Genomic DNA, 20,698 nt, shown 5'->3' with positions numbered 1-20,698 from the left:
GGTGTCTGTTCCATGGTTTTACGACATAAGATTCCGCTTCTTCCGTTAAGAGGCATTTTAATTTATCCAACAATGACTTTACATATTGATGTAGGCCGAGAACGATCTGTTTTCGCTATTGAACAGGCAATAGCGAACGATAATTTAATCTTCTTAGCAACACAACTTAATATTAACGATGAAGATCCACAGCCTGAAGACTTATATCATCTTGGAACGTTAGCTTCTGTAAAATCGATGACTCAATTACCGAATGGTACCTATCGAGTACTAATTGAAGGGCTTGAGCGTGCGGAGTGGACAGATTATGCGGAAGTAGACTTATATCCTGTCGTTACCGTAAATGGTTTTCCAGATTCTACAGAAGTAGATGCTGAGTCTGAAGCTCTTATGAGGACACTCCTCACATATTTCAAAAAGTACACAAAAATCTCGAAACGTATTACAGAGGATGCATACCATTCTGTATCTGCAATCACGGAACCCGGAAGACTTGCAGATACAGTCGCATCCCATTTACCTTTAAAGATTCGTGCGAAACAGGATATTTTGGAAATGCGCAATATCCACGATCGTTTAGAGTGGCTTATCAGCCGGCTTTATAACGAACAAGAAGTCGTAGGGCTTGAACAGAAAATAAATGAACGTGTACGTGAAGCGATGGAGCGGACTCAAAAAGAGTTTTACTTACGCGAACAAATGAAAGCGATCCAAACGGAGCTTGGAGATAAAGATGGAAAAGGTCTTGAAGTCGAAGCGTTACGTGAGCGAATTTCCGAATCGGGTATGACAGAGGAAGTTAGAGAGACTGCGGAACGCGAATTGGATCGATATGAAAAGATTCCTTCTGCTGCAGCGGAGAGTGGCATCATTCGCTCTTATATTGACTGGCTCGTCGCGTTACCCTGGTCGAACTTTTCGAAGGACCAGCTAGATATCGATCGATCTGAAATGATTTTAGAACGAGATCATGAAGGACTGGATTCTGTTAAAGAACGGATTCTGGAATTTCTATCTGTACGTCAGTTAACAAAGTCTCTACGTGGTCCGATTTTGTGTATCGAAGGACCTCCTGGAGTAGGAAAAACGTCACTTGCGAAATCGATTGCAGAATCTTTGGATCGTAAGTTCGTTCGTATTTCCCTAGGTGGGGTTCGTGACGAATCGGAAATCAGAGGTCACCGAAGAACATATGTAGGTGCCATGCCTGGCCGCATTATTCAAGGTATGAAAAAAGCGGGAACGGTGAATCCGGTATTCTTACTCGATGAAATCGATAAAATGTCCAATGATTTCAGAGGAGATCCTTCGTCCGCGATGTTAGAAGTGTTGGATCCAGAACAAAATAGTACATTCAGTGATCATTACATAGAAGTGCCTTATGATCTATCTAACGTATTGTTCATCGCAACTGCTAATGATTTGAGCGCGATTCCTGGACCATTGCGCGATCGGATGGAAATTATCTCGATTGCAGGTTACACAGAACTTGAGAAACAGGCGATTGCTGCGAATCACTTGATTCCAAAACAAGTAAAAGAACATGGCTTGACGAAGTCCCAAGTGAAGTTTCAAGAACCTGCTATCTTAGATATCGTTCGTTATTATACGAGAGAAGCAGGCGTTCGTTCACTCGAGCGTGAAATTGCGGGTGTTTGCCGAAAGACTGCGCGTCTAATTGCTAGCGGGAAAAAGAAGAGTGTAACGATTAGCACAAAAACACTTGAAAATTTCCTCGGCAAAAAGAAATATAGCCACGGACAAGCTGAAACAACGAACCAAATCGGTGTTGCAACTGGATTGGCCTACACGGCTGTTGGTGGAGATACTCTTCAGATTGAAGTATCGCTTTCACCAGGCAAGGGCAAACTGATCTTGACTGGAAAACTAGGCGATGTCATGAAAGAATCTGCTCAAACAGCACTTTCCTATGTCCGTTCCAGAGCAGAAAGCCTTGGCATCGATTCTTCATTCTACGAAACAAAAGATATCCACATTCACGTCCCGCAAGGTGCGGTGCCTAAAGATGGTCCTTCAGCAGGTGTGACAATTGCTACAGCTCTCGTTTCGGCATTGACGAACCGTCCGATCCATCGTGAAGTTGGAATGACAGGCGAAATCACGCTTCGTGGACGAGTTCTGCCAATCGGTGGATTGAAAGAAAAGACGTTGAGTGCGCACAGAGCAGGATTACGTGTTATTATTTTACCTAAAGAAAACGAACGAGATATCGATGATGTTCCTGAAGAGATTCGTCAAGAGTTATCGTTTAAATTGGTTAGCGACGCTGAGGAAGTATTGGCGATCGCATTGGAGGAACGAGAATAATGAAAGTGCATAACGTTGAAATGGTAATGAGTGCTGTCCGACCTGAACAATACCCAGTCGATGGCTTCCCAGAATTTGCATTAGCAGGACGTTCGAACGTAGGTAAGTCATCGTTCATAAACAAAATGTTAGGCCGTAGAAGTATTGCAAGAACTTCTTCAAAGCCAGGTAAAACACAGACATTGAACTTCTACAAGATTGAAGAAAAACTTTTCTTTGTTGACGTTCCAGGATATGGATACGCACGTGTTTCCAAAACAGAAAAAGAAAAATGGGGCGGGATGATCGAACAGTATTTAACTGGACGCGAACCCTTACGTGCAGTTATTCAGATTGTAGATATCCGTCACGCACCATCAGCTGATGATATCAACATGTACAATTTCTTTGTCCATTACAATATCCCAGCGATTGTTATCGCAACAAAAGCCGATAAAATTCCAAAAGGAAAATGGGAAAAGCATAAGAAAATAGTTAGAGAAACGTTAAATATGCTTGGTGATGATCCTTTGTTCATCTTTTCATCTGAAAAAGGAATCGGGATGGATCCTGTTTGGGCCGAAATCGAGAGCAGAATGTAACACGTATTACTACGTAAAAGCAGAGGCTAGTGTTCCTCTGCTTTTTATGGCGTCTAGGTGACAATTGGGAGATAAGGTAGAGGGATGCTAAACATCCCATTGGCATCGTAGTGGAATTTAGATTATAATAATTATAAAGAGAAGCACAAAAGCCTTCTCGTTCATACGATGTTCATAAATGAACTCTTTAGACAAGACGATTTATGCTATACTTATTAGCAGGAAATAGACGCGAAAGGTGTGAGCACCTAGTGAAATTACTCGCCATAGGAGTCAATCACAGGACAGCGCCGGTAGAAATCAGAGAAAAACTTTCGTTTAACGAATCTGATTTGCCGCACGCTATGGAAACTCTACAATCAACTAAAAGTATTTTAGAAAATATTATTGTCTCGACGTGTAACCGTACTGAAATTTACGCAGTCGTAGATCAACTTCACACAGGACGTTATTATGTGAAAAACTTTTTAGCGGAATGGTTCAATCTACCGTTAGAGTCATTTACTAATCACTTAATCATTAAAGAAGAAGACGATGCGATTGAGCATTTAATGTCCGTTACATCAGGAATTGACTCGATGGTGCTTGGTGAAACACAGATTCTCGGTCAAGTTAGAACGAGCTTTTTGCTAGCACAAGAAATCGGGACAACTGGCACAATTTTTAACGAACTTTTCAAGCAAGCGATCACTGTAGCGAAACGCGCGCACGCGGAAACAGCTATTGGAGAAAATGCAGTCTCAGTATCGTATGCGGCTGTCGAGTTAGGCAAGAAGATTTTCGGTTCATTGAAACATAAACACATCGCTATTCTTGGCGCAGGTGAAATGGGCGAATTGACGATAAAAAACTTGCAAGGCAGCGGTGTCGGGAAGATTACTGTTCTGAACCGTACATTCTCAAAAGCTGAAGAATTAGCTACTCAATTTGATGGGTATGCAAAGTCTCTACAGGAATTGCAGTGTACGTTACTCGACGTGGATATCCTGATTAGTAGTACAGGGGCTAAAGACTACGTCATTGACTACGAACTTATGCAGTTTGTGGAGCGTCTACGTAAAGGACGTCCCTTATTCCTTGTCGATATTGCTGTTCCTCGTGATATGGATCCACGTATTGGTGATTTGCCGAATATGTTCTTGTATGATATTGACGATATGCAAGGTATTGTAGAAGCGAATTTGGCGCAACGCAAAGAAGCGGCTGAAGAGATTCGCACACTCATTCATGGGGAAGTTGCCATGTTTAAAGAATGGATCGCAACACTTGGTGTCGTTCCTGTGATTACAGCTTTGCGTAAAAAAGCTCTCAACATACAAGCAGAAACGATGGCAAGTATTGAAAACAAAATGCCTGATTTGACTGAACGTGAAAAGAAAGTATTAAGTAAACATACGAAATCAATCATCAATCAGTTATTGAAAGAGCCGATTTTACAAGCGAAAGAACTTGCAACAGATTCAAAATCAACTGAAAAACTGGAGTTGTTCCAGTCTATCTTTGGAATCGAAAAAGAGGTTGAACACGAAAAGAATCTTCAGGCACAACAGCAAAAAGCGGAACAGGGAGCCGGAGCTTCCCAAACGACCGGTTTGCAACCTGATTTGACATATTGAGTACGCTCCAACAAGTCATTTCCCATCCCGCTTTTATTGACGGTCGATGCGGAAGTGGCTTTTTTGACAGAAAGGCAGAGGGTGGCCAATGGTTGAAATGACGATGGCTCGACTGCAGGAAGGCATGCTCATTCTGTATGCCGTTAGCCTGGTTTTTTATTTTGTCGACTTTTTGAACAAAGATGCACGTTCTCAGAGAGCGGCGTTTTGGTTGACTGTGATTGTATTTTTCATGCAAACTGGATTTTTACTACAAGCGATACTAGTGACAAAACAGTTGCCTGTACTATCCCTCTATGATGGGGTTTATTTCTTTGCATGGGTACTCATTTCGTTGTCACTCGGCATTCAGCTTAAATATAGCTCGAGCTATGCTGGATTTATACTTAATATTATTGCGTTCTGTTTTATGACCATACACATTTTTGCCCCTACTCAACTAGAGAGTTCAGGAGTGGGCGAATCACTCGTTTCTGAGTTATTGTTCATTCACATTACATTTGCTATTCTTTCGTACGCTGCATTTGCAATGGCATTTGTATTTGCGATTCTCTATTTGCTTGTCTATAACTTGTTGAAGAAGAAAAAGTGGACGTCACAATTTAGTCGATTGCCTTCTTTGCAACATGCGATGACGGGCATGAAAGCAGCGATCTATACAGGAATTCCAGTGCTGCTTGTCAGTTTGATATTAGGCATTCAGTGGGCGTATACAGCATTATCTGATTGGACAGTACTTGATATAAAGATTGTCGGATCTTTCATGCTAATCATTGTCTATAGTGCGTTACTTTTCTTAAATAGAAGTGGGAAAGTGAAAGCTACAGATTTCGCATGGGCTAATGTTTTTGCATTTGTTTTGATCATCATTAATTTCTTTTTGGGCAGTAAACTTTCACAATTCCATTTTTGGTTATAAGGTAGACTAGTCCACAAAATAGTTCGTATTATTTACTTGGGGAAGGAAGATTACATTGAGAAAAATTATTGTAGGTTCACGGAGAAGTAAGCTTGCGTTAACACAAACGAAATGGTTCATCGAACAGTTGAAGGCAGTGGGTGTTCCATTTGAATTTGAAGTGAAAGAAATCGTTACAAAAGGGGATCGCATTGTTGACGTTCAACTTTCAAAAGTTGGCGGTAAGGGTCTGTTTGTAAAAGAAATTCAACAAGCATTGTTCGACAAAGAAATCGACTTTGCCGTACATAGTATGAAAGATATGCCTTCTGTTCTACCTGAAGGATTAATTGTTGGCTGTATCCCGACACGTGTCGATCCGCGTGATGCATTCATCTCAAACGGAAATGTTGCCTTCAAGGATCTTCCTGAAGGCGCAGTAGTTGGAACATCTAGCTTACGTAGAAGTTCTCAATTGCTCTTACTTCGTCCAGATCTTGAAATCAAATGGATTCGAGGTAATATTGATACACGGTTGAAGAAAATGCAAGACGGTGAATACGATGCAATCCTACTTGCTGCTTCAGGTTTGAAGCGTATGGGATGGAGCGACGAAATCATCACGGAATATATGAGTTTGGAAGATTGTATTCCTGCAGTCGGTCAAGGCGCGCTTTCTATTGAATGTCGTTCTGACGATGCAGAGTTACTTGCTGAACTTGCTAAGATGAATGACGAGCAAACGTTTAAAGAAGTAGAAGCGGAGCGTACGTTCCTACGTGAAATGGATGGTTCTTGCCAGGTTCCAATCGGTGGCTTTGCTCAGATGAAAGAAGATGGCATTGAGTTAACAGGGTTCATCGCAGCACCGGACGGTTCAGAAGTCTATCGTCATACCGCTAAAGCTAAAACGCCTGTGGAAGTCGGTGAAATCGTCTCTGATGTCCTTCGAAAAGAAGGGGCAGCAGAAGTCATTCAACGTGTGAAGGCTGAAATGGATGCGCAATAAACGATCTTTATCAGGAGAAACGGTAATTTTCACGAGTACAAAAAAATCGGATGAACCATACGCGTTAGTTAGCGAACTCGGTGGCGCATCCGTTTCGTTACCATTAATTCGGACTGAAGAACGAATATCCTCACAAGATGCGGAACGGTTCCAGCAGGCTGTTCGATATGATTGGCTGATTTTCACCAGTCAAAGTGCTGTAGCAGCATTTGAACAGAAACTATTACGGTTTAACCGGAAAGCATCTGAATTCACATCTAAAATCGCTGCAGTTGGTGATAAAACCGCTTCAGCCTTGGAACGTATCGGCTTCACAGTGAGCTTTATCCCTGACGTATTCAGTGCGGATGTGTTCGTACAACAGTTCAATCCTGAAGAGGAAGCACTTCGTGCGCTTTTCCTCAAAGGAAATCTAGCAGGGACGCTTATCTCAACAGAGCTCTCGTTAACGGTCGATGATTGGACGGTATATGAAACGCTTCCTGAAACCACTTCTGTAGAACGGATAGTGGAGTTGGTCAAGACAACGGATTCCGTTACTGTGTTGTTCGCTAGTCCTTCTGCAGTATCTGTGTTTACTGAACACGTTGCTCCGGTAATTGGATGGAGTGGCTATACTATTGGTGCTATTGGGCATATTACAGAGCGAGCGCTTCGTGATGTAGGAGCGCCTGTCCATGTGATGCCTGAAACGTATACATTACCCGAACTCGTGCGCACACTCGCCGAGTCGAAAGGATGGAACTAACTGATGAACAACTTAAACTTCCGCCGGCACCGTCGGCTTCGTAGTACTGCAGGAATGCGTGCAATGGTACGTGAAACTCAACTTCAAGTAACAGACTTCATCTACCCGATTTTCGTCATTGAGGGCGAGAACATTAAAAATGAAATTTCTTCAATGCCAGGGATTTTCCAGTATTCGATGGACCGTTTAGGAGAAGAGTTGGATGAAGCTGTAGCACTCGGTATTCCATCTGTCATATTCTTTGGTGTCATTACAGAAAAAGACGCAGTAGGAAGCGGTGCTTATCATGACCACGGAATTATACAAGAAGCGATCCGTTTCGCGAAAAATCGTCATCCAGAATTGATTGTGATCGCGGATACATGTCTATGTGAATATACCGATCATGGCCATTGTGGTGTGGTTGAAGGCGAACGCGTATTGAATGATCCATCTCTTAACTTACTAGTGAAGACAGCCATTTCTCAGGCTAGCGCCGGAGCGGATATTATCGCACCTTCTAATATGATGGATGGTTTCGTTGCTGCAATCCGCCAAGGGTTGGATGAAGCTGGATTCGAAGAGATTCCTATTATGTCCTATGCGGTTAAGTATGCGTCTGCCTATTATGGCCCGTTCCGTGATGCTGCAGAGTCAACGCCTCAGTTCGGAGACCGTAAAGCGTATCAAATGGATCCAGCCAACCGCATGGAAGCATTACGTGAAGCAGAATCAGATATAGCTGAAGGTGCAGACTTCTTAATCGTAAAACCAGCATTGTCCTACTTGGATATTTTACGTGATGTAAAAAACAATACGTTGCTACCAATGGTTGCCTATAACGTGAGTGGTGAGTACGCAATGGTGAAAGCTGCTTCGTTAAATGGTTGGGTAGATGAACAGCGTATCGTGCTTGAAACGTTAACGAGCATGAAACGCGCAGGTGCAGATCTAATTATGACGTATCACGCAAAAGATGCGGCACGTTGGTTGGAGGAGACAAAATGAGAGACTATACAAAGTCGAAGCAAGCATTCAGTAAAGCTGTAAATCTCATGCCGGGTGGTGTAAACTCGCCAGTACGCGCTTTCAAATCGGTCAATATGGATCCAATTTTCATGGAAAGTGGAAAAGGCGCAATTATTACGGATATCGATGGGAACGAATATATCGATTACGTGTTATCTTGGGGACCGCTAATCCTTGGACATGCTGAGGACGGTGTTGTGTCAGCGATTCAGCAAGCAGCTGTAAAAGGGTCTAGTTTCGGAGCACCAACATTGCTTGAAAATGAACTAGCTGAAATCGTTATCGATCGAGTACCATCGATTGAAATGGTTCGCATGGTATCATCAGGTACGGAAGCGACGATGAGTGTACTACGTCTTGCACGTGGTTATACGAAGCGTAATCTTATCTTGAAGTTCGAAGGCTGCTACCACGGTCACGGAGATTCATTGCTCATTAAAGCGGGCTCTGGTGTAGCGACACTCGGTCTTCCAGACAGTCCTGGAGTTCCTGAAGGCGTTGCGAAAAACACAATTACGGTTCCATATAACGATTTGGAAAGCTTACGTGTCGCATTCAAAGAGTACGGCGACGATCTTGCTGGTGTAATTGTTGAACCTGTCGCTGGAAATATGGGCGTTGTTCCACCTCAACCTGGTTTCCTTGAGGAATTGCGGAAGTTGACAGAAGAAAACGGAACAATGCTTATTTTTGATGAAGTCATGACTGGATTCCGTGTTGGCTACAACTGTGCACAAGGCCATTTCGGGATTACACCAGACTTAACGTGTCTTGGTAAAGTAATCGGTGGCGGACTTCCAGTTGGTGCTTATGGTGGTAAACGTGAAATCATGGAGCACATCGCCCCTGCTGGAACCGTTTATCAAGCAGGTACATTGTCCGGTAATCCACTTGCGATGACTGCAGGAATCGAGACATTGAAGCGGTTGAATCCAGCGTCTTACGAGCACTTCATGAAACTTGGGGATCAGCTTGAAAAAGGATTCCGTGAAGCTGCAACAGCAAACGGCATACCCAATACTGTAAACCGTGCAGGCTCGATGATCGGATTCTTCTTCACAAATGAAGATGTAATCGATTATGAAACGGCTAAGACCTCTGACTTGGCGCTATTTGCTGAGTACTACAAGTTGATGGCTGAAGAAGGTATTTTCTTGCCACCTTCGCAATTTGAAGGGATGTTCCTTTCATCTGCTCACACAGAAGCACACATCGCGAAAACTGTTGATGCATTCCATAAAGTATTTAGCCAGTTGAAAAAATAAAACACAAACAGCCTTTCTAAGATAATATCTTTGGAAGGCTGTTTTTCTTATGCAGTAGTTCTGTTAGCGTACGTCCGCTCATATACTCTAACGTATAAAAGGAGGCGGCAGAACAATGGAACCAATTCAGTGGACGTTGACGGAGACATTTCAGTTTCCTGCAGAATACGGGAAAGCAGTTTCTGCGCAAGATGTAAAAGTGACAGCGGGTTATACAGAGCAACTAACTGAAGACGCAGTTAGGCTCTCGGGAATTTATCATGTTGCGGCGAACATCGGATTTGATGGTGAGGGGTTGGAAGCTGCTGCGAGTTCGGATGCAGTCGTGATCGATGATGTAGACGTACAAAACAATCTGGGCTATTTCGAGTATGCTGTCCCACTGTTAGTCGATCTACCATCAAGTGATGGCGGACAACTTGAGGCAACGGTAACAGATGCAACAGCGAGTGCTACGGATGATGGGACATTGACAGTCATGTGGACGGTCGTTGCGACAGAAACGAAGGCAGAAGTAGCAGTACATGAAGAAGCTGTAGCTCATGTGGAGGCCAAAATTGAAAGTACGAGTTCTGAGATGGTTGAAATGGGTATCGATTATGTGAGTGACAATGAGATGCTCGCTTTCCTTAACGATTTGGAAGATGATGTTACGGTAACGTCTTTCCGCTTAAATGATGTTCTTGTGGAATAAGAAAGCACACCCGCAAAGGATGCAAAAGAGTAGAAAATCGCCTGTTGTCGGGATGATCAACAAACGAATGAGCTGGAAACAGGAAATCGGGATGATGATCACTTTACCGTAAAATCTACATCTTCTAAGCCAGGGTGGGAGCAAATAAGGGTTGTAACCTCTTCTCATAACACCATCCTTTCACAGTAGGCTTGACGAGCTTGCAACTCATCGGGTAAACTATTTGAAACAGCATAGTGATGCGATGAGCGGGAAAGTAGAGCAGTCGACTTTTTTAGAGAGGGTCCGTATGGTGCAAGGACCTATTGGCGACAGTTTGAAAGTCACCCGTCAGCAGTTTTCGTGAACAACTTTTTCAAGTAACGAGAGCCGGTTAAAAGCCGTTATTTCCATTGAGGCAACGTGTGATTTTGCACGGTTGCAAATAAAGGTGGTACCGCGAACTGACTCCTTCGTCCTTTAACGACGAAGGGGTTTTTTGTGTTTCATCAAACATGTAAGTTGTATTTAGTTAGTTAAAACAACTTGCAGCATGGGTACTTTTACAAGGAGGAATTGACATGACAGAAAAAGAGCAGTTAGAGATGCCGACTAAGTATGATCCGCAAACGATTGAGAGAGACCGTTATGAATGGTGGCTGAAGGGTGAGTATTTTAAAGCTCAGCCGGAAAGTGGTAAAGAACCTTATACGATTGTTATTCCACCCCCGAACGTGACGGGTAAATTGCATCTAGGGCACGCTTGGGATACGACACTACAAGATATTTTAGTTCGTATGAAGCGCATGCAAGGCTATGATGCACTATGGCTTCCTGGTATGGACCATGCAGGTATTGCAACACAGGCGAAAGTAGAACAAAAGCTCCGTGAGAATGGCCAGACACGTTATGACTTAGGGCGCGAGAAGTTCTTAGAAGAAACGTGGAAATGGAAAGATGAATATGCAGGGCACATCCGTAAGCAATGGTCTAAACTTGGTCTTGCACTCGATTATTCACGTGAGCGTTTCACGTTGGATGAAGGACTATCACGTGCAGTACGTGAAGTATTCGTCAAGTTGTATGAGAAAGATTTAATTTACCGCGGTGAATATATTATTAACTGGGATCCAGCAACGAAAACAGCATTGTCTGATATCGAAGTAATCCATAAAGATGTAGCGGGTGCTTTCTATCATATGCGTTACCCACTCGCAGATGGAACTGGAAGTATTGAAATTGCGACAACGCGCCCTGAAACAATGCTTGGAGATACTGCTGTTGCCGTACACCCTGACGATGAGCGCTACCAACATTTAATCGGGAAAACTGTAAAGTTACCAATCGTTGGTCGTGAAATTCCGATTGTTGCAGATGATTATGTTGAAATGGACTTCGGAAGTGGTGCGGTTAAGATTACTCCGGCTCATGACCCGAATGACTTTGAAATCGGTAACCGTCATGACTTGCCACGCGTTCTTGTGATGAATGAAGATGGTTCGATGAACAAGTTAGCTGGTAAATACGAAGGTATGGACCGTTTTGAATGCCGTAAAGCGATCGTTAAAGATTTGCAGGACATGGATGTACTTTTCAAAATTGAAGAGCACAATCACTCAGTAGGACACTCAGAGCGAAGCGGTGCAGTTGTTGAGCCATATTTATCAACACAATGGTTCGTGAAAATGCAACCTCTCGCAGAAAAAGCGATTGAGTTGCAAAAATCAGAAGGCAAAGTGACCTTCGTTCCTGATCGTTTCGAGAAAACGTATTTAACTTGGATGGAAAACGTTCACGACTGGTGTATTTCCCGCCAGCTATGGTGGGGACATCGGATTCCAGCTTGGTATCACAACGAAACTGGCGAAATCTTTGTTGGAGAAGAAGCACCTGCTGATATTGAAAACTGGCACCAGGAAAACGACGTACTCGATACGTGGTTCTCATCTGCATTATGGCCGTTCTCGACGATGGGTTGGCCGGACACAGAAAATCCTGAGTTTAAACGCTACTACCCAACAGATGCACTTGTTACAGGGTATGACATCATCTTCTTCTGGGTGTCTCGTATGATCTTCCAAGGAATTGAGTTTACAGATCAGCGTCCATTCAAAGATGTCTTAATTCACGGATTGGTTCGTGCAGAAGACGGTCGTAAAATGTCGAAATCACTTGGCAACGGTGTTGATCCGATGGATGTCATCGATCAGTACGGTGCAGATGCACTTCGTTACTTCTTAGCAACAGGTTCATCACCGGGTCAAGACCTTCGTTATTCAACTGAAAAAGTTGAAGCGATTTGGAACTTTGCGAACAAAATCTGGAATGCTTCCCGATTTGCGTTGATGAACATGGATGGCATGACATACGAAGAAATCGATTTGTCAGGCGACCGTTCAGTCGCAGACGACTGGATTCTTACACGTTTGAACGAAACAATCGATTCCGTAACGAAGTTGTCGGATCGCTATGAGTTCGGTGAAGTCGGCCGTGCACTTTATAACTTCATCTGGGATGATTTCTGTGACTGGTATATCGAGATGGCGAAATTGCCATTGTACGGTGAAGACGAGAAAGCGAAGCAAACGACGCGTTCTGTTCTTGCTTATGTTCTCGATAATACGATGCGGTTGTTGCATCCACTTATGCCGTTCATTACAGAAGAGATTTGGCAGAACTTGCCGCATGAAGGTGAGTCAATCACGGTTGCTGCATGGCCAGTGGCGGATGCGAGTCTTACGAACGTAGAGCGTTCAACTCACATGAAGCTATTAACAGATGTCATCAAAGCGGTTCGTGCAATCCGTGCGGAAGTGAACACGCCAATGAGTCGCCAAGTACCGTTGTACATCGCAGCGAAAGACGAAGCGACCGCGGCAGTCTTGAAAGCAAATAGCCAATACATCGAGAAATTCTGTAACCCAGAAACACTTGAAATTGGAGTGGACGTTCAAGCACCAGGCAAGTCAATGTCTGCAGTCGTTACAGGTGCAGAACTCTTCATGCCACTTGAAGGCTTACTCAACATTGACGAAGAAATTGCACGCCTTGGTAAAGAACTCGACAAATGGGTGGGCGAAGTAAAACGCGTTCAAGGCAAACTGTCCAACGAACGTTTCGTTTCTAAAGCGCCACAATCTGTTGTTGATGAAGAACGTGCTAAAGAACAAGATTATCTCGAAAAGCAAGCTGCTGTGCAGCGTCGTATCGAAGAACTAAAAGAGATTTAAGTGAGGAAGGGCTTTCTAGCGAAAGCCCTTTTTGTTTTGTGTAGGTTTGGGGATGCTGGATGGGGGGCGCGCTCATAAATCGCGAAAAATGATCATAAACACCAGAAAGGGATCATAACTCTGTAAATACGCTCATAAATACAGGAATGTGCTCATAAATCACGAAATGTGATCATAAAGCAAAAACAAACCAACCATACAACGCGATACGCTACTGAAAACAAGCGAAGCGCTACCAATTCATCACTTGAACTCATAAAAAAATCCTTACTCAGTGCTGTATTAGCACCTCATAAGGTTTTCGTAATCTTTTTATGAATATGATTCATCACTTCACGTGCAACATTAAGCTCACTCGTCTCGTATAACGACCGTGCACCAACAGGGTCTTCAATCTCATTCAGCAACCAGACACCATCACGTTGTTGAATGAAATCTACACCCACATAATCACTCTTAATTGCTTTAGCGATTTTCTCTGCAAACTGTCGTAATGGAGAGGGGGCATCAAAGTCTTCTGCCACACCACCGAGCGCGACATTTGCTTTAAATGAATCGACAGCTGTCCGTCGAACTGCGCCGACAACCTCATCTCCAATTACATATAGACGTACATCTGATGCGTCATGCTCAATGTAAGGTTGTACTAGCAGTTGAGAACTTCCATAGCGCGTACGCAACTCATCTACTTCAGCAGCATTGGCACATAATTGTACGTCCGTTCCACCATGCCCCTCACTAGTTTTCACAACAACAGGATAGGTTCCAATCTCATCGGATGACGTTAGCATGTTCGTAGGGATTGCAGGAATACCAAGCAAGGTTGCTAACTGGAATGATTGGTATTTGTCATTCGTAATGCGAGTCACTTCGCTACGGTTTACAACAAGAACCCCTTGTTCTTCAAAACTGCGACTCTTTTCAAAATCTCGTCCACGATAGAGGATGAAGGAAGTGTCGGAAGGCAGTTCAACATCCCCTGTGATCAATTCAACATCCATTTGCAAACTAGCACCTGCTGCGATCAATTCATCGATGAACCAACTATTCCTCACCGCATCTTCTTCCTCATAGTAAATGTACCCTTTCATGCGATCACCTCCAAAATGTACGCAATCATCGAATCCGCGACATTGATACCTGTCACATTGTAAATATTGCGGATATGCGCTGCAGCATTTACTTCGCACACAAGTGGTTCTTCATCTGGACCAAATAATAAGTCGACACCTGCAAACACGGCACCTACGGACTGTGCGGCCCGTAAAGCAATATCAATCTGCTCTCCTGTCAGTTCGACAACTTCTGCTTTACCACCGTTTGTAATATTTGCCCGGAAATCAGTTTCAGAATGGCGATACATGGCGGCAATCACTTTTTGACCAACGACATTTACCCGGATATCACGCCCCCGACTCGATGCGATGAACTCCTGGAACAAATAGTCAACGCCTCGTAACACTTCCGTTTTTTCATAAAACTGTTGTTCCGTTTCAATCAGATAGACATTCATGCCGAATGAGCCGCGAGCTTCTTTAATGATCATTGGGAGACCGAGAAGCTGTAGGACTTGCTCATAATAACCGCTGTCACGAATCGTGAAATTCGGATAGACTTTAGGGGCAATAATTGTTCTTGGCATTGGCACCCCATCATTTGCGAGCGATATCGCTTGTTTCGTTTTGTTATCACAGCGCTCGATGACTTCGGGATCATTAAATACCGGTACTCCATGAGACTTTAAATACGTTGCAAGTACGATATCTTTATCTAAAAAAACAACGAAATCTGGGAAGTTCTTGGTAGCTTCAGTGACATCCATCAATACTTCATAGTTTTTATAAATCGATGCTTGGACGCCAGTGCGAACTGCTGCTTCTAAAACGAGTTCAGCCTGATCTCTAAATTTATCGTTCACTAAACTTCCATTATAAATAATCCAACAACTTGTCATAAAAATCCCTCTTCCACGTGCTATACTTTTAGAAAATGACTATTCTAAGTTTATCATAAGGTGGAGAAAAGGTATGATACCGAAATTAGAAGTGTATAAGAATCGTGTAAGACTTACCAGTCATAATGAAATAAAACCCGGATTAACCGCGATTGAGTCTGCGTTACTATTGTTAGGTTCACCTGAAATTGAGTTGCGAGCAATCCATGTTGCAGGTACCAACGGAAAGGGCTCAACAATATGTTTTATGGAATCTATTTTGAAGGAAGCTGGAATTTCAACAGGTGTATTTACATCGCCTGCGATGATTGATATACATGATCAAATCCGAATTGACGGCGTCAATGTGACTGAGCATGAATTGACGAATTCCTTCCAAGAGTTAAAAGAGGCGGGACTGGACGGCATGCTAACCGATTTCGAATTGCTAACGGCTGCTGCATTTGTCACATTTAATCGGCTTCAACCTGATATAGTCCTCATTGAATGCGGCATGGGTGGACGTTTTGACAGTACAAATGTGCTGACGCCACTCGTTTCAGTTATTCCTTCTATTGCAAAAGACCATCAATCATTTCTCGGGAATACGATTGAAGAGATTGCGTGGCACAAAGCCGGGATTATTAAAAAAGGTGTACCGGTAGTTTGCGGTGAACTATCAGAAAGTGCACTAAAAGTCGTTAATGAAATTTCAAGAGATCTTGAAAGTCCGCTGCACGTATATGACCGTGATTTTCGGATGACTGACGAGGGGCATGAATACTTCCAAGGAAGTATACAACTCGAAATAAAAACTCGAAAGATGAAAGGCCCACATCAGGCAATTAATGCATCAGTCGCGATGGAAGCTTTATCTGTACTAGACTTAGATCTATCAATAGACTCCATTCAAACAGGTATTGCGAATGCACAACTCTCTTTCCGATTTGAAGAAGTCAGTCCAAATCTCTTTTTTGATGGTGCTCATAACCCAGCCGCTGCAAAGATGCTAAGAGAGACAATTGAACAGCAATTCCCTAGCGAGAAAGTCGATTTCGTAATCGGGATGATGGCAAACAAAGAAATTAAAGAAACACTAGATGAGCTAATACCTGTCGCTCAGTCGTTCACTTTTATCGATTTCGACGTCCCCGGAGCTGCGACTGCACAAGAAGTTTATAATCAATGTGATTTCAAAAATAGACAAGTGACGAGTGATGCATTTAATGACGTAATAGGATCTAAAGACCTACATAAAAAGAAAATAGTCTCAGGTTCATTATACTTGCTAAATAGTCTAAGGTCTCATATACTGTAAATAATAATGGATAGAAAATTCCGCCTCGTGGCTTGATGAGGGGAAGGGAGATAGCAATGCATCTGAAAGGCCGGCAATTGCAGTTACTATTTTTATTGTGGATATTGATTGTGCCGACCGGCATTTCATTCCCTCTTCTTACATATCCTCCGACGGAGTTAAATTGGATCTGGCTAGCTATGTCTGTAGCATTAGGCTATCTTTGTATTCAATTCCCGATAAATTATAATGGTAAATCAGTTATTCTATTTGCTTGGTTCACGCTTCCTATATTTTTGATGTTTGGATTAGCAACAGAATTAATAGTCACTCAATTAATTATAGCAATTGCAACCTTTACTTATAGAGAACCTGGGAATCTTCTTCATCGCTTCCTATTTAACTCACTAGCGTATTTTGCATTGTCTGTAAGTGCAGCCTGCGCCTTCTTTTTAGTTGGTGGAGAACTTGCGATTACTTCATTCTGGCTTCTATCGTTAAGTGTTCTTACTTACCAAATCGTTTACTCACTGTTGTATGCTTGGACCTTCAAAGTATATCGAAAGTTTAATAGCAGTATGAAAAGTGAGTCTATCAAAGAAACGCTTCTACATTATTTACGCATGATTGTTGTTGTTCCTCTATCTTTATCTTTGTATTATTTATTGTTAAATTACGGTGTCATCGGATACTTTATTCTCGGACTTCCTTTTTTCTTTATTACGATTGTAATTCGCTTGAATACACAAACAGAAGACTTGAACGATGCCATTAAATCAGCAGGCGAGATCGGAAAACAATTAACTCAACTAACAGATGAAGAAAAGGTAATCGATCAGTTCATGTCGAAAACAACTGATATGTTTAATGCGGAGTATGTTTATCTGTTCGAAAACATTGATGACTGGCTCGAAATGACACATTTGTTTGTGGCAGGACGGTCAGTCCCATTTTTGGAGGGGCAACTGTTTAGAGGCGAAGGCATTGCTGGGAAGATATTGGCTTCTAAAAAGGCGATACTCTATTCAAGGAGAGAAGAGTGGATCAATCTATCTGTAAAATCTGCTCCGGATCACCTTGAAAGTTTACTATGTATTCCTTTAATTAGAAATCAGCAAACCGAAGGAGTTCTCGTCTTAGGAAGCTTAAAAGTAAATGCATTTAAAGACTTCCATTTAAGAATATTAGATTTGTTAAGTTCGTATTTCATGGTAGCCGTGGAAAAAGCTCGATATATGGAAGAAGCACAGCGGGTCAGCGACCGATGTGCGTTAACAGGCCTGTACAATTATAAGTACTTGGAAGAGAGATTAGAGGCCAATATGGAGATGGTGGCTAGTAGTGTCTATAGTGATTTGTCAGTGGTCATGCTCGATATTGATCGTTTCAAATTGGTAAACGATACATACGGCCATGAAAGTGGGAATGCGATATTAAAACAGTTAGCAAAATTACTTAAAGAAATGATGCCAGCTGATGGAATGGTGGCTCGTTATGGAGGAGAGGAGTTTGTCTATTTGCTCCCTCAATTTTCAAAACCTCAAGCTTTGGAGTTTGCGGAGTCATTGCGAAATGCGATCCGAACCACACCAATGTTCTTGAATGACGATTTGTCCCTACAGAGAAATGGGAAGACTATACAAATCACCTCGAGTATTGGAGTTTCAACAGCTCCAGATGATACTGACGAAGCGATGGTATTATTAAGAAATGCAGATAGGGCACTTTACATTGGTGCAAAACAAGCAGGCCGAGATCGTGTAGCAGGATACCAGAAGTAATACAAATTGGAAAGGGGAGGCCAGAGTGAATCTGACACTACAAAAGCAATGGATTTTATTTTTTATATGGCTGTTAGTAGTTCCGAGCGCATTTTACTTTGTTTACGCCAACTTCCCTTTCAGTGATATGAACTCACTTTTCATATTAGTCAATTTAGGTATTCTGTGTTTTACCATGTCGTTTCCATTAAAAGTTCTTGGTAATTACATTGCACTTGAAAGATGGATTATATTCACTATATTCTTCCAATACGGCTTATTAACAGAAATGCTCTTCATGCAAGCCGCTATAATTATTCTTCAACTTACAACCAAGTCTCCATTGCCACCAACATATCGGTTTTTATCGAACTCACTGATGTTTACAATTGTGTCAATAGGAAGCGCTATTATGTTCTACTTCTCTGGTGGAGCTTTTAACGGTGTTATGGAGCCTTGGCAGCTAGTAGGGGTGGGGTTGGTTTATGCAATAAGCTATGGGGTTTTGAATAATATAGTCTTTTACCTCTTCATTAAATTTGAAAAAGGAGATACTAAAGGGTTTTTCACTTCCGCTCTTTGGGACTTTGTCACGACTCTTGTGATGTTACCCATGGCAATTTCTTATAGTTTGTTAACGGATAAACTTGGAATACAGGCCGCTTTTTTGTTAGGCGTTCCATTTGTACTAATGCAACTCGTCTTTAAAATGTACTTTTCTTCAGATAATCTAAACAAGAAAATCTCTTCCGCTGTAGAAATTGGTCACGAGCTAACTGATAGTCTTCGAACGCTCGAGGTATTGGATATATTCACCAAGAAAATCCAATCGGTAGTGAACTATGATCAGGCTTACTTATTAGACTTGCGAAAAGGTGAAAAATTAGTTCTTCTTTCAAGTGTAGAAGCGGGTGCAATTACTAGGAGTCCAGAATTTTTCCGGTTTGAGACAGGAGCTCTCAAACACCTACCTGCAATTCAAATTCAAACCTATGGAAAATCAACAGACTTTATCGATATGAAAATGTTCCAATTCAGTCAAGCAGTCGAAAGTGTGATGATTGCACCTGTTAAACGGCAAGGTGTAATAGAAGGATATTTAGTGATGACCTCTTTTAGAAAGCATTTCTTTGAAGCGCTTGATGAACAGATGGTCGATTTACTGACTGGGTACTTTGAAGCTGCTGTATTGAAAGCAGTTCATTATGAACGAACAATTGAAAAAGGAAAAGTGTGTGGGTTGACGAAGCTCAATAATTTCCGATATCTAACCACAAAATTAAATGAAGAAATTACCCGTTTTAATGACCAGGAACTTACAAATCTCTCTGCAATCATTTTGGATATCGATCATTTTAAAAAGATAAACGATACGTATGGTCATCAAAGTGGCAATGACATTCTCATAGATTTCTCGAAAATGCTTAAAAGATACCAAACGGATGGTCGAACGTTAGCAAGATATGGCGGAGAAGAGTTTGTTCTCTTACTTCCAGATTTCACAAAAAATTCAGCCATTACACTTGCTGAAAGAATTAGAAAAGAAGTTGAAGAACATACGTTTTTCATTTCACCGGACTTAACGGAAGAAAAGGATTCTATAGGTATTAAACTGACTGTGAGCCTAGGGGTATCATCCGTTCCAGCGGATACGACATCTGAAAATAGTTTGTTACGAAACGCCGATCGAGCACTCTACATCGGCGGAAAACAAGCGGGTCGAAATCGTGTAGGGGTGTATGAGGGAGAGCATGCAAATCCTATAGAAGTTTAATACCAATAAGCACAATTAAAAGGCTGCCGAGGCAGTCTTTTTTTGTAACAATTATCTCGATAAGTCTATTGAACTCAGGTTCTTACTCCGGTATGCTAGAGATAGGTAAAAGGTCGGAATGGGGCGGAATAATGGAAAATAAAAGGAGAAATAATAATGAGTCTGGACTGACTTTAATTGAAATACTAGCTTCTCTTGTGATATTAGGCATAGTATTCGTCGCGTTCATGACTATCTTTCCTCAGATGACCCTATTCAACAATCGCACTGAAACAAAATTAGAGACGATGAATGAAGCTCGAATTGTGTTGGAGGAATATAGATCTAAATCTATCAGCTTTACACCAATTGGAACGTGCCCAAATGACAATTGGAGTAATCTGCAATACACTGGAAGTCCCGGAGAGCATAAAGTAAATAAAAATAGAAGTGTGTTTATTGAGATAAAAAACTGTCCAGACGTAGAGCCGGCAAAAAAAAATGTCGCAGGTGTTGTTCAATTACACCAAATCCACATTGAAATTAGAGAAAAAGATAAGTTGAGTAGTGAATCATTTGGATATGTGAAGGTGGAATGA

General features: G+C 42.1%; 16 protein-coding genes and 1 other annotated feature. Of the genes, 14 read left to right on the top strand and 2 right to left on the bottom strand.

The window, feature by feature from the left end:
• The first annotated feature begins 12 nt into the window (after window positions 1–12).
• The 10 genes from lon (at window position 13) to ACRPI0_RS07910 (ending at window position 13,356) form a co-directional block, all read left to right on the top strand.
• Window positions 13–2,328: an endopeptidase La gene (gene lon, locus ACRPI0_RS07955; RefSeq protein WP_432355804.1), complete on the top strand. Its 2,316-nt coding sequence runs from the start codon at window positions 13–15 to the stop codon at window positions 2,326–2,328.
• Window positions 2,328–2,909 (top strand): ribosome biogenesis GTP-binding protein YihA/YsxC, encoded by a 582-nt coding sequence (gene yihA, locus ACRPI0_RS07950; RefSeq protein ID WP_432355803.1) that lies wholly within the window; start codon window positions 2,328–2,330, stop codon window positions 2,907–2,909. Before lon ends, yihA begins: the two co-directional genes overlap by 1 nt.
• Window positions 2,910–3,112: 203 nt before the next feature.
• On the top strand, window positions 3,113–4,525 hold the full coding sequence (hemA, locus tag ACRPI0_RS07945; RefSeq protein ID WP_432355802.1) for a glutamyl-tRNA reductase: 1,413 nt from the start codon (window positions 3,113–3,115) through the stop codon (window positions 4,523–4,525).
• Between the two features lie 88 nt (window positions 4,526–4,613).
• Entirely contained in the window at window positions 4,614–5,444 is an 831-nt protein-coding gene (gene ccsA, locus ACRPI0_RS07940; RefSeq protein ID WP_432355801.1) for a cytochrome c biogenesis protein CcsA, read from the top strand.
• A gap of 55 nt (window positions 5,445–5,499) precedes the next feature.
• Window positions 5,500–6,432, top strand: coding sequence for a hydroxymethylbilane synthase (gene hemC / locus ACRPI0_RS07935; protein WP_432355800.1), 933 nt, complete (start codon window positions 5,500–5,502; stop codon window positions 6,430–6,432).
• On the top strand, window positions 6,422–7,180 hold the full coding sequence (locus tag ACRPI0_RS07930; protein WP_432355799.1) for a uroporphyrinogen-III synthase: 759 nt from the start codon (window positions 6,422–6,424) through the stop codon (window positions 7,178–7,180). Before hemC ends, ACRPI0_RS07930 begins: the two co-directional genes overlap by 11 nt.
• Window positions 7,181–7,183: 3 nt before the next feature.
• Window positions 7,184–8,167, top strand: coding sequence for a porphobilinogen synthase (hemB, locus tag ACRPI0_RS07925; RefSeq protein ID WP_432355798.1), 984 nt, complete (start codon window positions 7,184–7,186; stop codon window positions 8,165–8,167).
• Window positions 8,164–9,453, top strand: a complete 1,290-nt coding sequence (hemL, locus tag ACRPI0_RS07920; RefSeq protein WP_432355797.1) for a glutamate-1-semialdehyde 2,1-aminomutase — start codon at window positions 8,164–8,166, stop codon at window positions 9,451–9,453. The genes hemB and hemL overlap by 4 nt, the downstream gene beginning before the upstream one ends.
• Window positions 9,454–9,568: 115 nt before the next feature.
• The gene (locus ACRPI0_RS07915) at window positions 9,569–10,147 is read left to right on the top strand and encodes a hypothetical protein (protein ID WP_432355796.1); all 579 of its coding nucleotides are present in this window, start codon (window positions 9,569–9,571) and stop codon (window positions 10,145–10,147) included.
• A gap of 235 nt (window positions 10,148–10,382) precedes the next feature.
• Window positions 10,383–10,610 (top strand) — a binding site (T-box leader).
• Between the two features lie 97 nt (window positions 10,611–10,707).
• Window positions 10,708–13,356 carry a valine--tRNA ligase gene (locus tag ACRPI0_RS07910; RefSeq protein WP_432355795.1) on the top strand — a complete coding sequence of 883 codons (2,649 nt, stop codon included), beginning with the start codon at window positions 10,708–10,710 and terminating at the stop codon, window positions 13,354–13,356.
• Window positions 13,357–13,646: 290 nt separating this feature from the next.
• Here the strand turns inward: ACRPI0_RS07910 and ACRPI0_RS07905 are convergent, their stop codons facing one another.
• Both ACRPI0_RS07905 and ACRPI0_RS07900 read right to left on the bottom strand, forming a co-directional pair.
• Window positions 13,647–14,447 carry an ATP-grasp domain-containing protein gene (locus tag ACRPI0_RS07905; RefSeq protein WP_432355794.1) on the bottom strand — a complete coding sequence of 267 codons (801 nt, stop codon included), beginning with the start codon at window positions 14,445–14,447 and terminating at the stop codon, window positions 13,647–13,649.
• Window positions 14,444–15,310 carry an ATP-grasp domain-containing protein gene (locus tag ACRPI0_RS07900; protein ID WP_432355793.1) on the bottom strand — a complete coding sequence of 289 codons (867 nt, stop codon included), beginning with the start codon at window positions 15,308–15,310 and terminating at the stop codon, window positions 14,444–14,446. The genes ACRPI0_RS07905 and ACRPI0_RS07900 overlap by 4 nt, the downstream gene beginning before the upstream one ends.
• 73 nt (window positions 15,311–15,383) lie before the next feature.
• Between ACRPI0_RS07900 and ACRPI0_RS07895 the strand changes: the two genes are divergently transcribed.
• From ACRPI0_RS07895 to ACRPI0_RS07880, 4 genes are all read left to right on the top strand, one after another.
• The gene (locus ACRPI0_RS07895; protein WP_432355792.1) at window positions 15,384–16,607 is read left to right on the top strand and encodes a bifunctional folylpolyglutamate synthase/dihydrofolate synthase; all 1,224 of its coding nucleotides are present in this window, start codon (window positions 15,384–15,386) and stop codon (window positions 16,605–16,607) included.
• A 179-nt stretch (window positions 16,608–16,786) separates the two neighbouring features.
• Complete coding sequence (locus ACRPI0_RS07890) at window positions 16,787–18,367, top strand: GGDEF domain-containing protein (protein ID WP_432355791.1); 1,581 nt, start codon at window positions 16,787–16,789, stop codon at window positions 18,365–18,367.
• 25 nt (window positions 18,368–18,392) lie between these two features.
• Window positions 18,393–20,120 carry a GGDEF domain-containing protein gene (locus tag ACRPI0_RS07885; protein ID WP_432355790.1) on the top strand — a complete coding sequence of 576 codons (1,728 nt, stop codon included), beginning with the start codon at window positions 18,393–18,395 and terminating at the stop codon, window positions 20,118–20,120.
• 131 nt (window positions 20,121–20,251) lie between these two features.
• Window positions 20,252–20,698 (top strand): type II secretion system protein, encoded by a 447-nt coding sequence (locus tag ACRPI0_RS07880; RefSeq protein WP_432355789.1) that lies wholly within the window; start codon window positions 20,252–20,254, stop codon window positions 20,696–20,698.

The sequence above is a fragment of the Sporosarcina sp. A2 genome (assembly GCF_050858885.1).
Taxonomy (GTDB): Bacteria; Bacillota; Bacilli; order Bacillales_A; family Planococcaceae; genus Sporosarcina.
The sequence above is the reverse complement of the archived record's forward strand: the minus strand, read 5'-3'. Positions and strand labels throughout refer to the sequence as shown.

Excerpts from the sequence above, each read along its gene's own strand:
- lon (WP_432355804.1), top strand. The coding sequence starts at position 13 with ATGGTTTTACGACATAAGATTCCGCTTCTTCCGTTAAGAGGCATTTTA.
- yihA (WP_432355803.1), top strand. The coding sequence starts at position 2,328 with ATGAAAGTGCATAACGTTGAAATGGTAATGAGTGCTGTCCGACCTGAA.
- hemA (WP_432355802.1), top strand. The coding sequence starts at position 3,113 with ATGCTATACTTATTAGCAGGAAATAGACGCGAAAGGTGTGAGCACCTA.
- ccsA (WP_432355801.1), top strand. The coding sequence starts at position 4,614 with ATGGTTGAAATGACGATGGCTCGACTGCAGGAAGGCATGCTCATTCTG.
- ACRPI0_RS07930 (WP_432355799.1), top strand. The coding sequence starts at position 6,422 with ATGCGCAATAAACGATCTTTATCAGGAGAAACGGTAATTTTCACGAGT.
- hemB (WP_432355798.1), top strand. The coding sequence starts at position 7,184 with ATGAACAACTTAAACTTCCGCCGGCACCGTCGGCTTCGTAGTACTGCA.
- hemL (WP_432355797.1), top strand. The coding sequence starts at position 8,164 with ATGAGAGACTATACAAAGTCGAAGCAAGCATTCAGTAAAGCTGTAAAT.
- ACRPI0_RS07915 (WP_432355796.1), top strand. The coding sequence starts at position 9,569 with ATGGAACCAATTCAGTGGACGTTGACGGAGACATTTCAGTTTCCTGCA.
- ACRPI0_RS07910 (WP_432355795.1), top strand. The coding sequence starts at position 10,708 with ATGACAGAAAAAGAGCAGTTAGAGATGCCGACTAAGTATGATCCGCAA.
- ACRPI0_RS07905 (WP_432355794.1), bottom strand. The coding sequence starts at position 14,447 with ATGAAAGGGTACATTTACTATGAGGAAGAAGATGCGGTGAGGAATAGT.
- ACRPI0_RS07900 (WP_432355793.1), bottom strand. The coding sequence starts at position 15,310 with ATGACAAGTTGTTGGATTATTTATAATGGAAGTTTAGTGAACGATAAA.
- ACRPI0_RS07895 (WP_432355792.1), top strand. The coding sequence starts at position 15,384 with ATGATACCGAAATTAGAAGTGTATAAGAATCGTGTAAGACTTACCAGT.
- ACRPI0_RS07890 (WP_432355791.1), top strand. The coding sequence starts at position 16,787 with ATGTCTGTAGCATTAGGCTATCTTTGTATTCAATTCCCGATAAATTAT.
- ACRPI0_RS07880 (WP_432355789.1), top strand. The coding sequence starts at position 20,252 with ATGGAAAATAAAAGGAGAAATAATAATGAGTCTGGACTGACTTTAATT.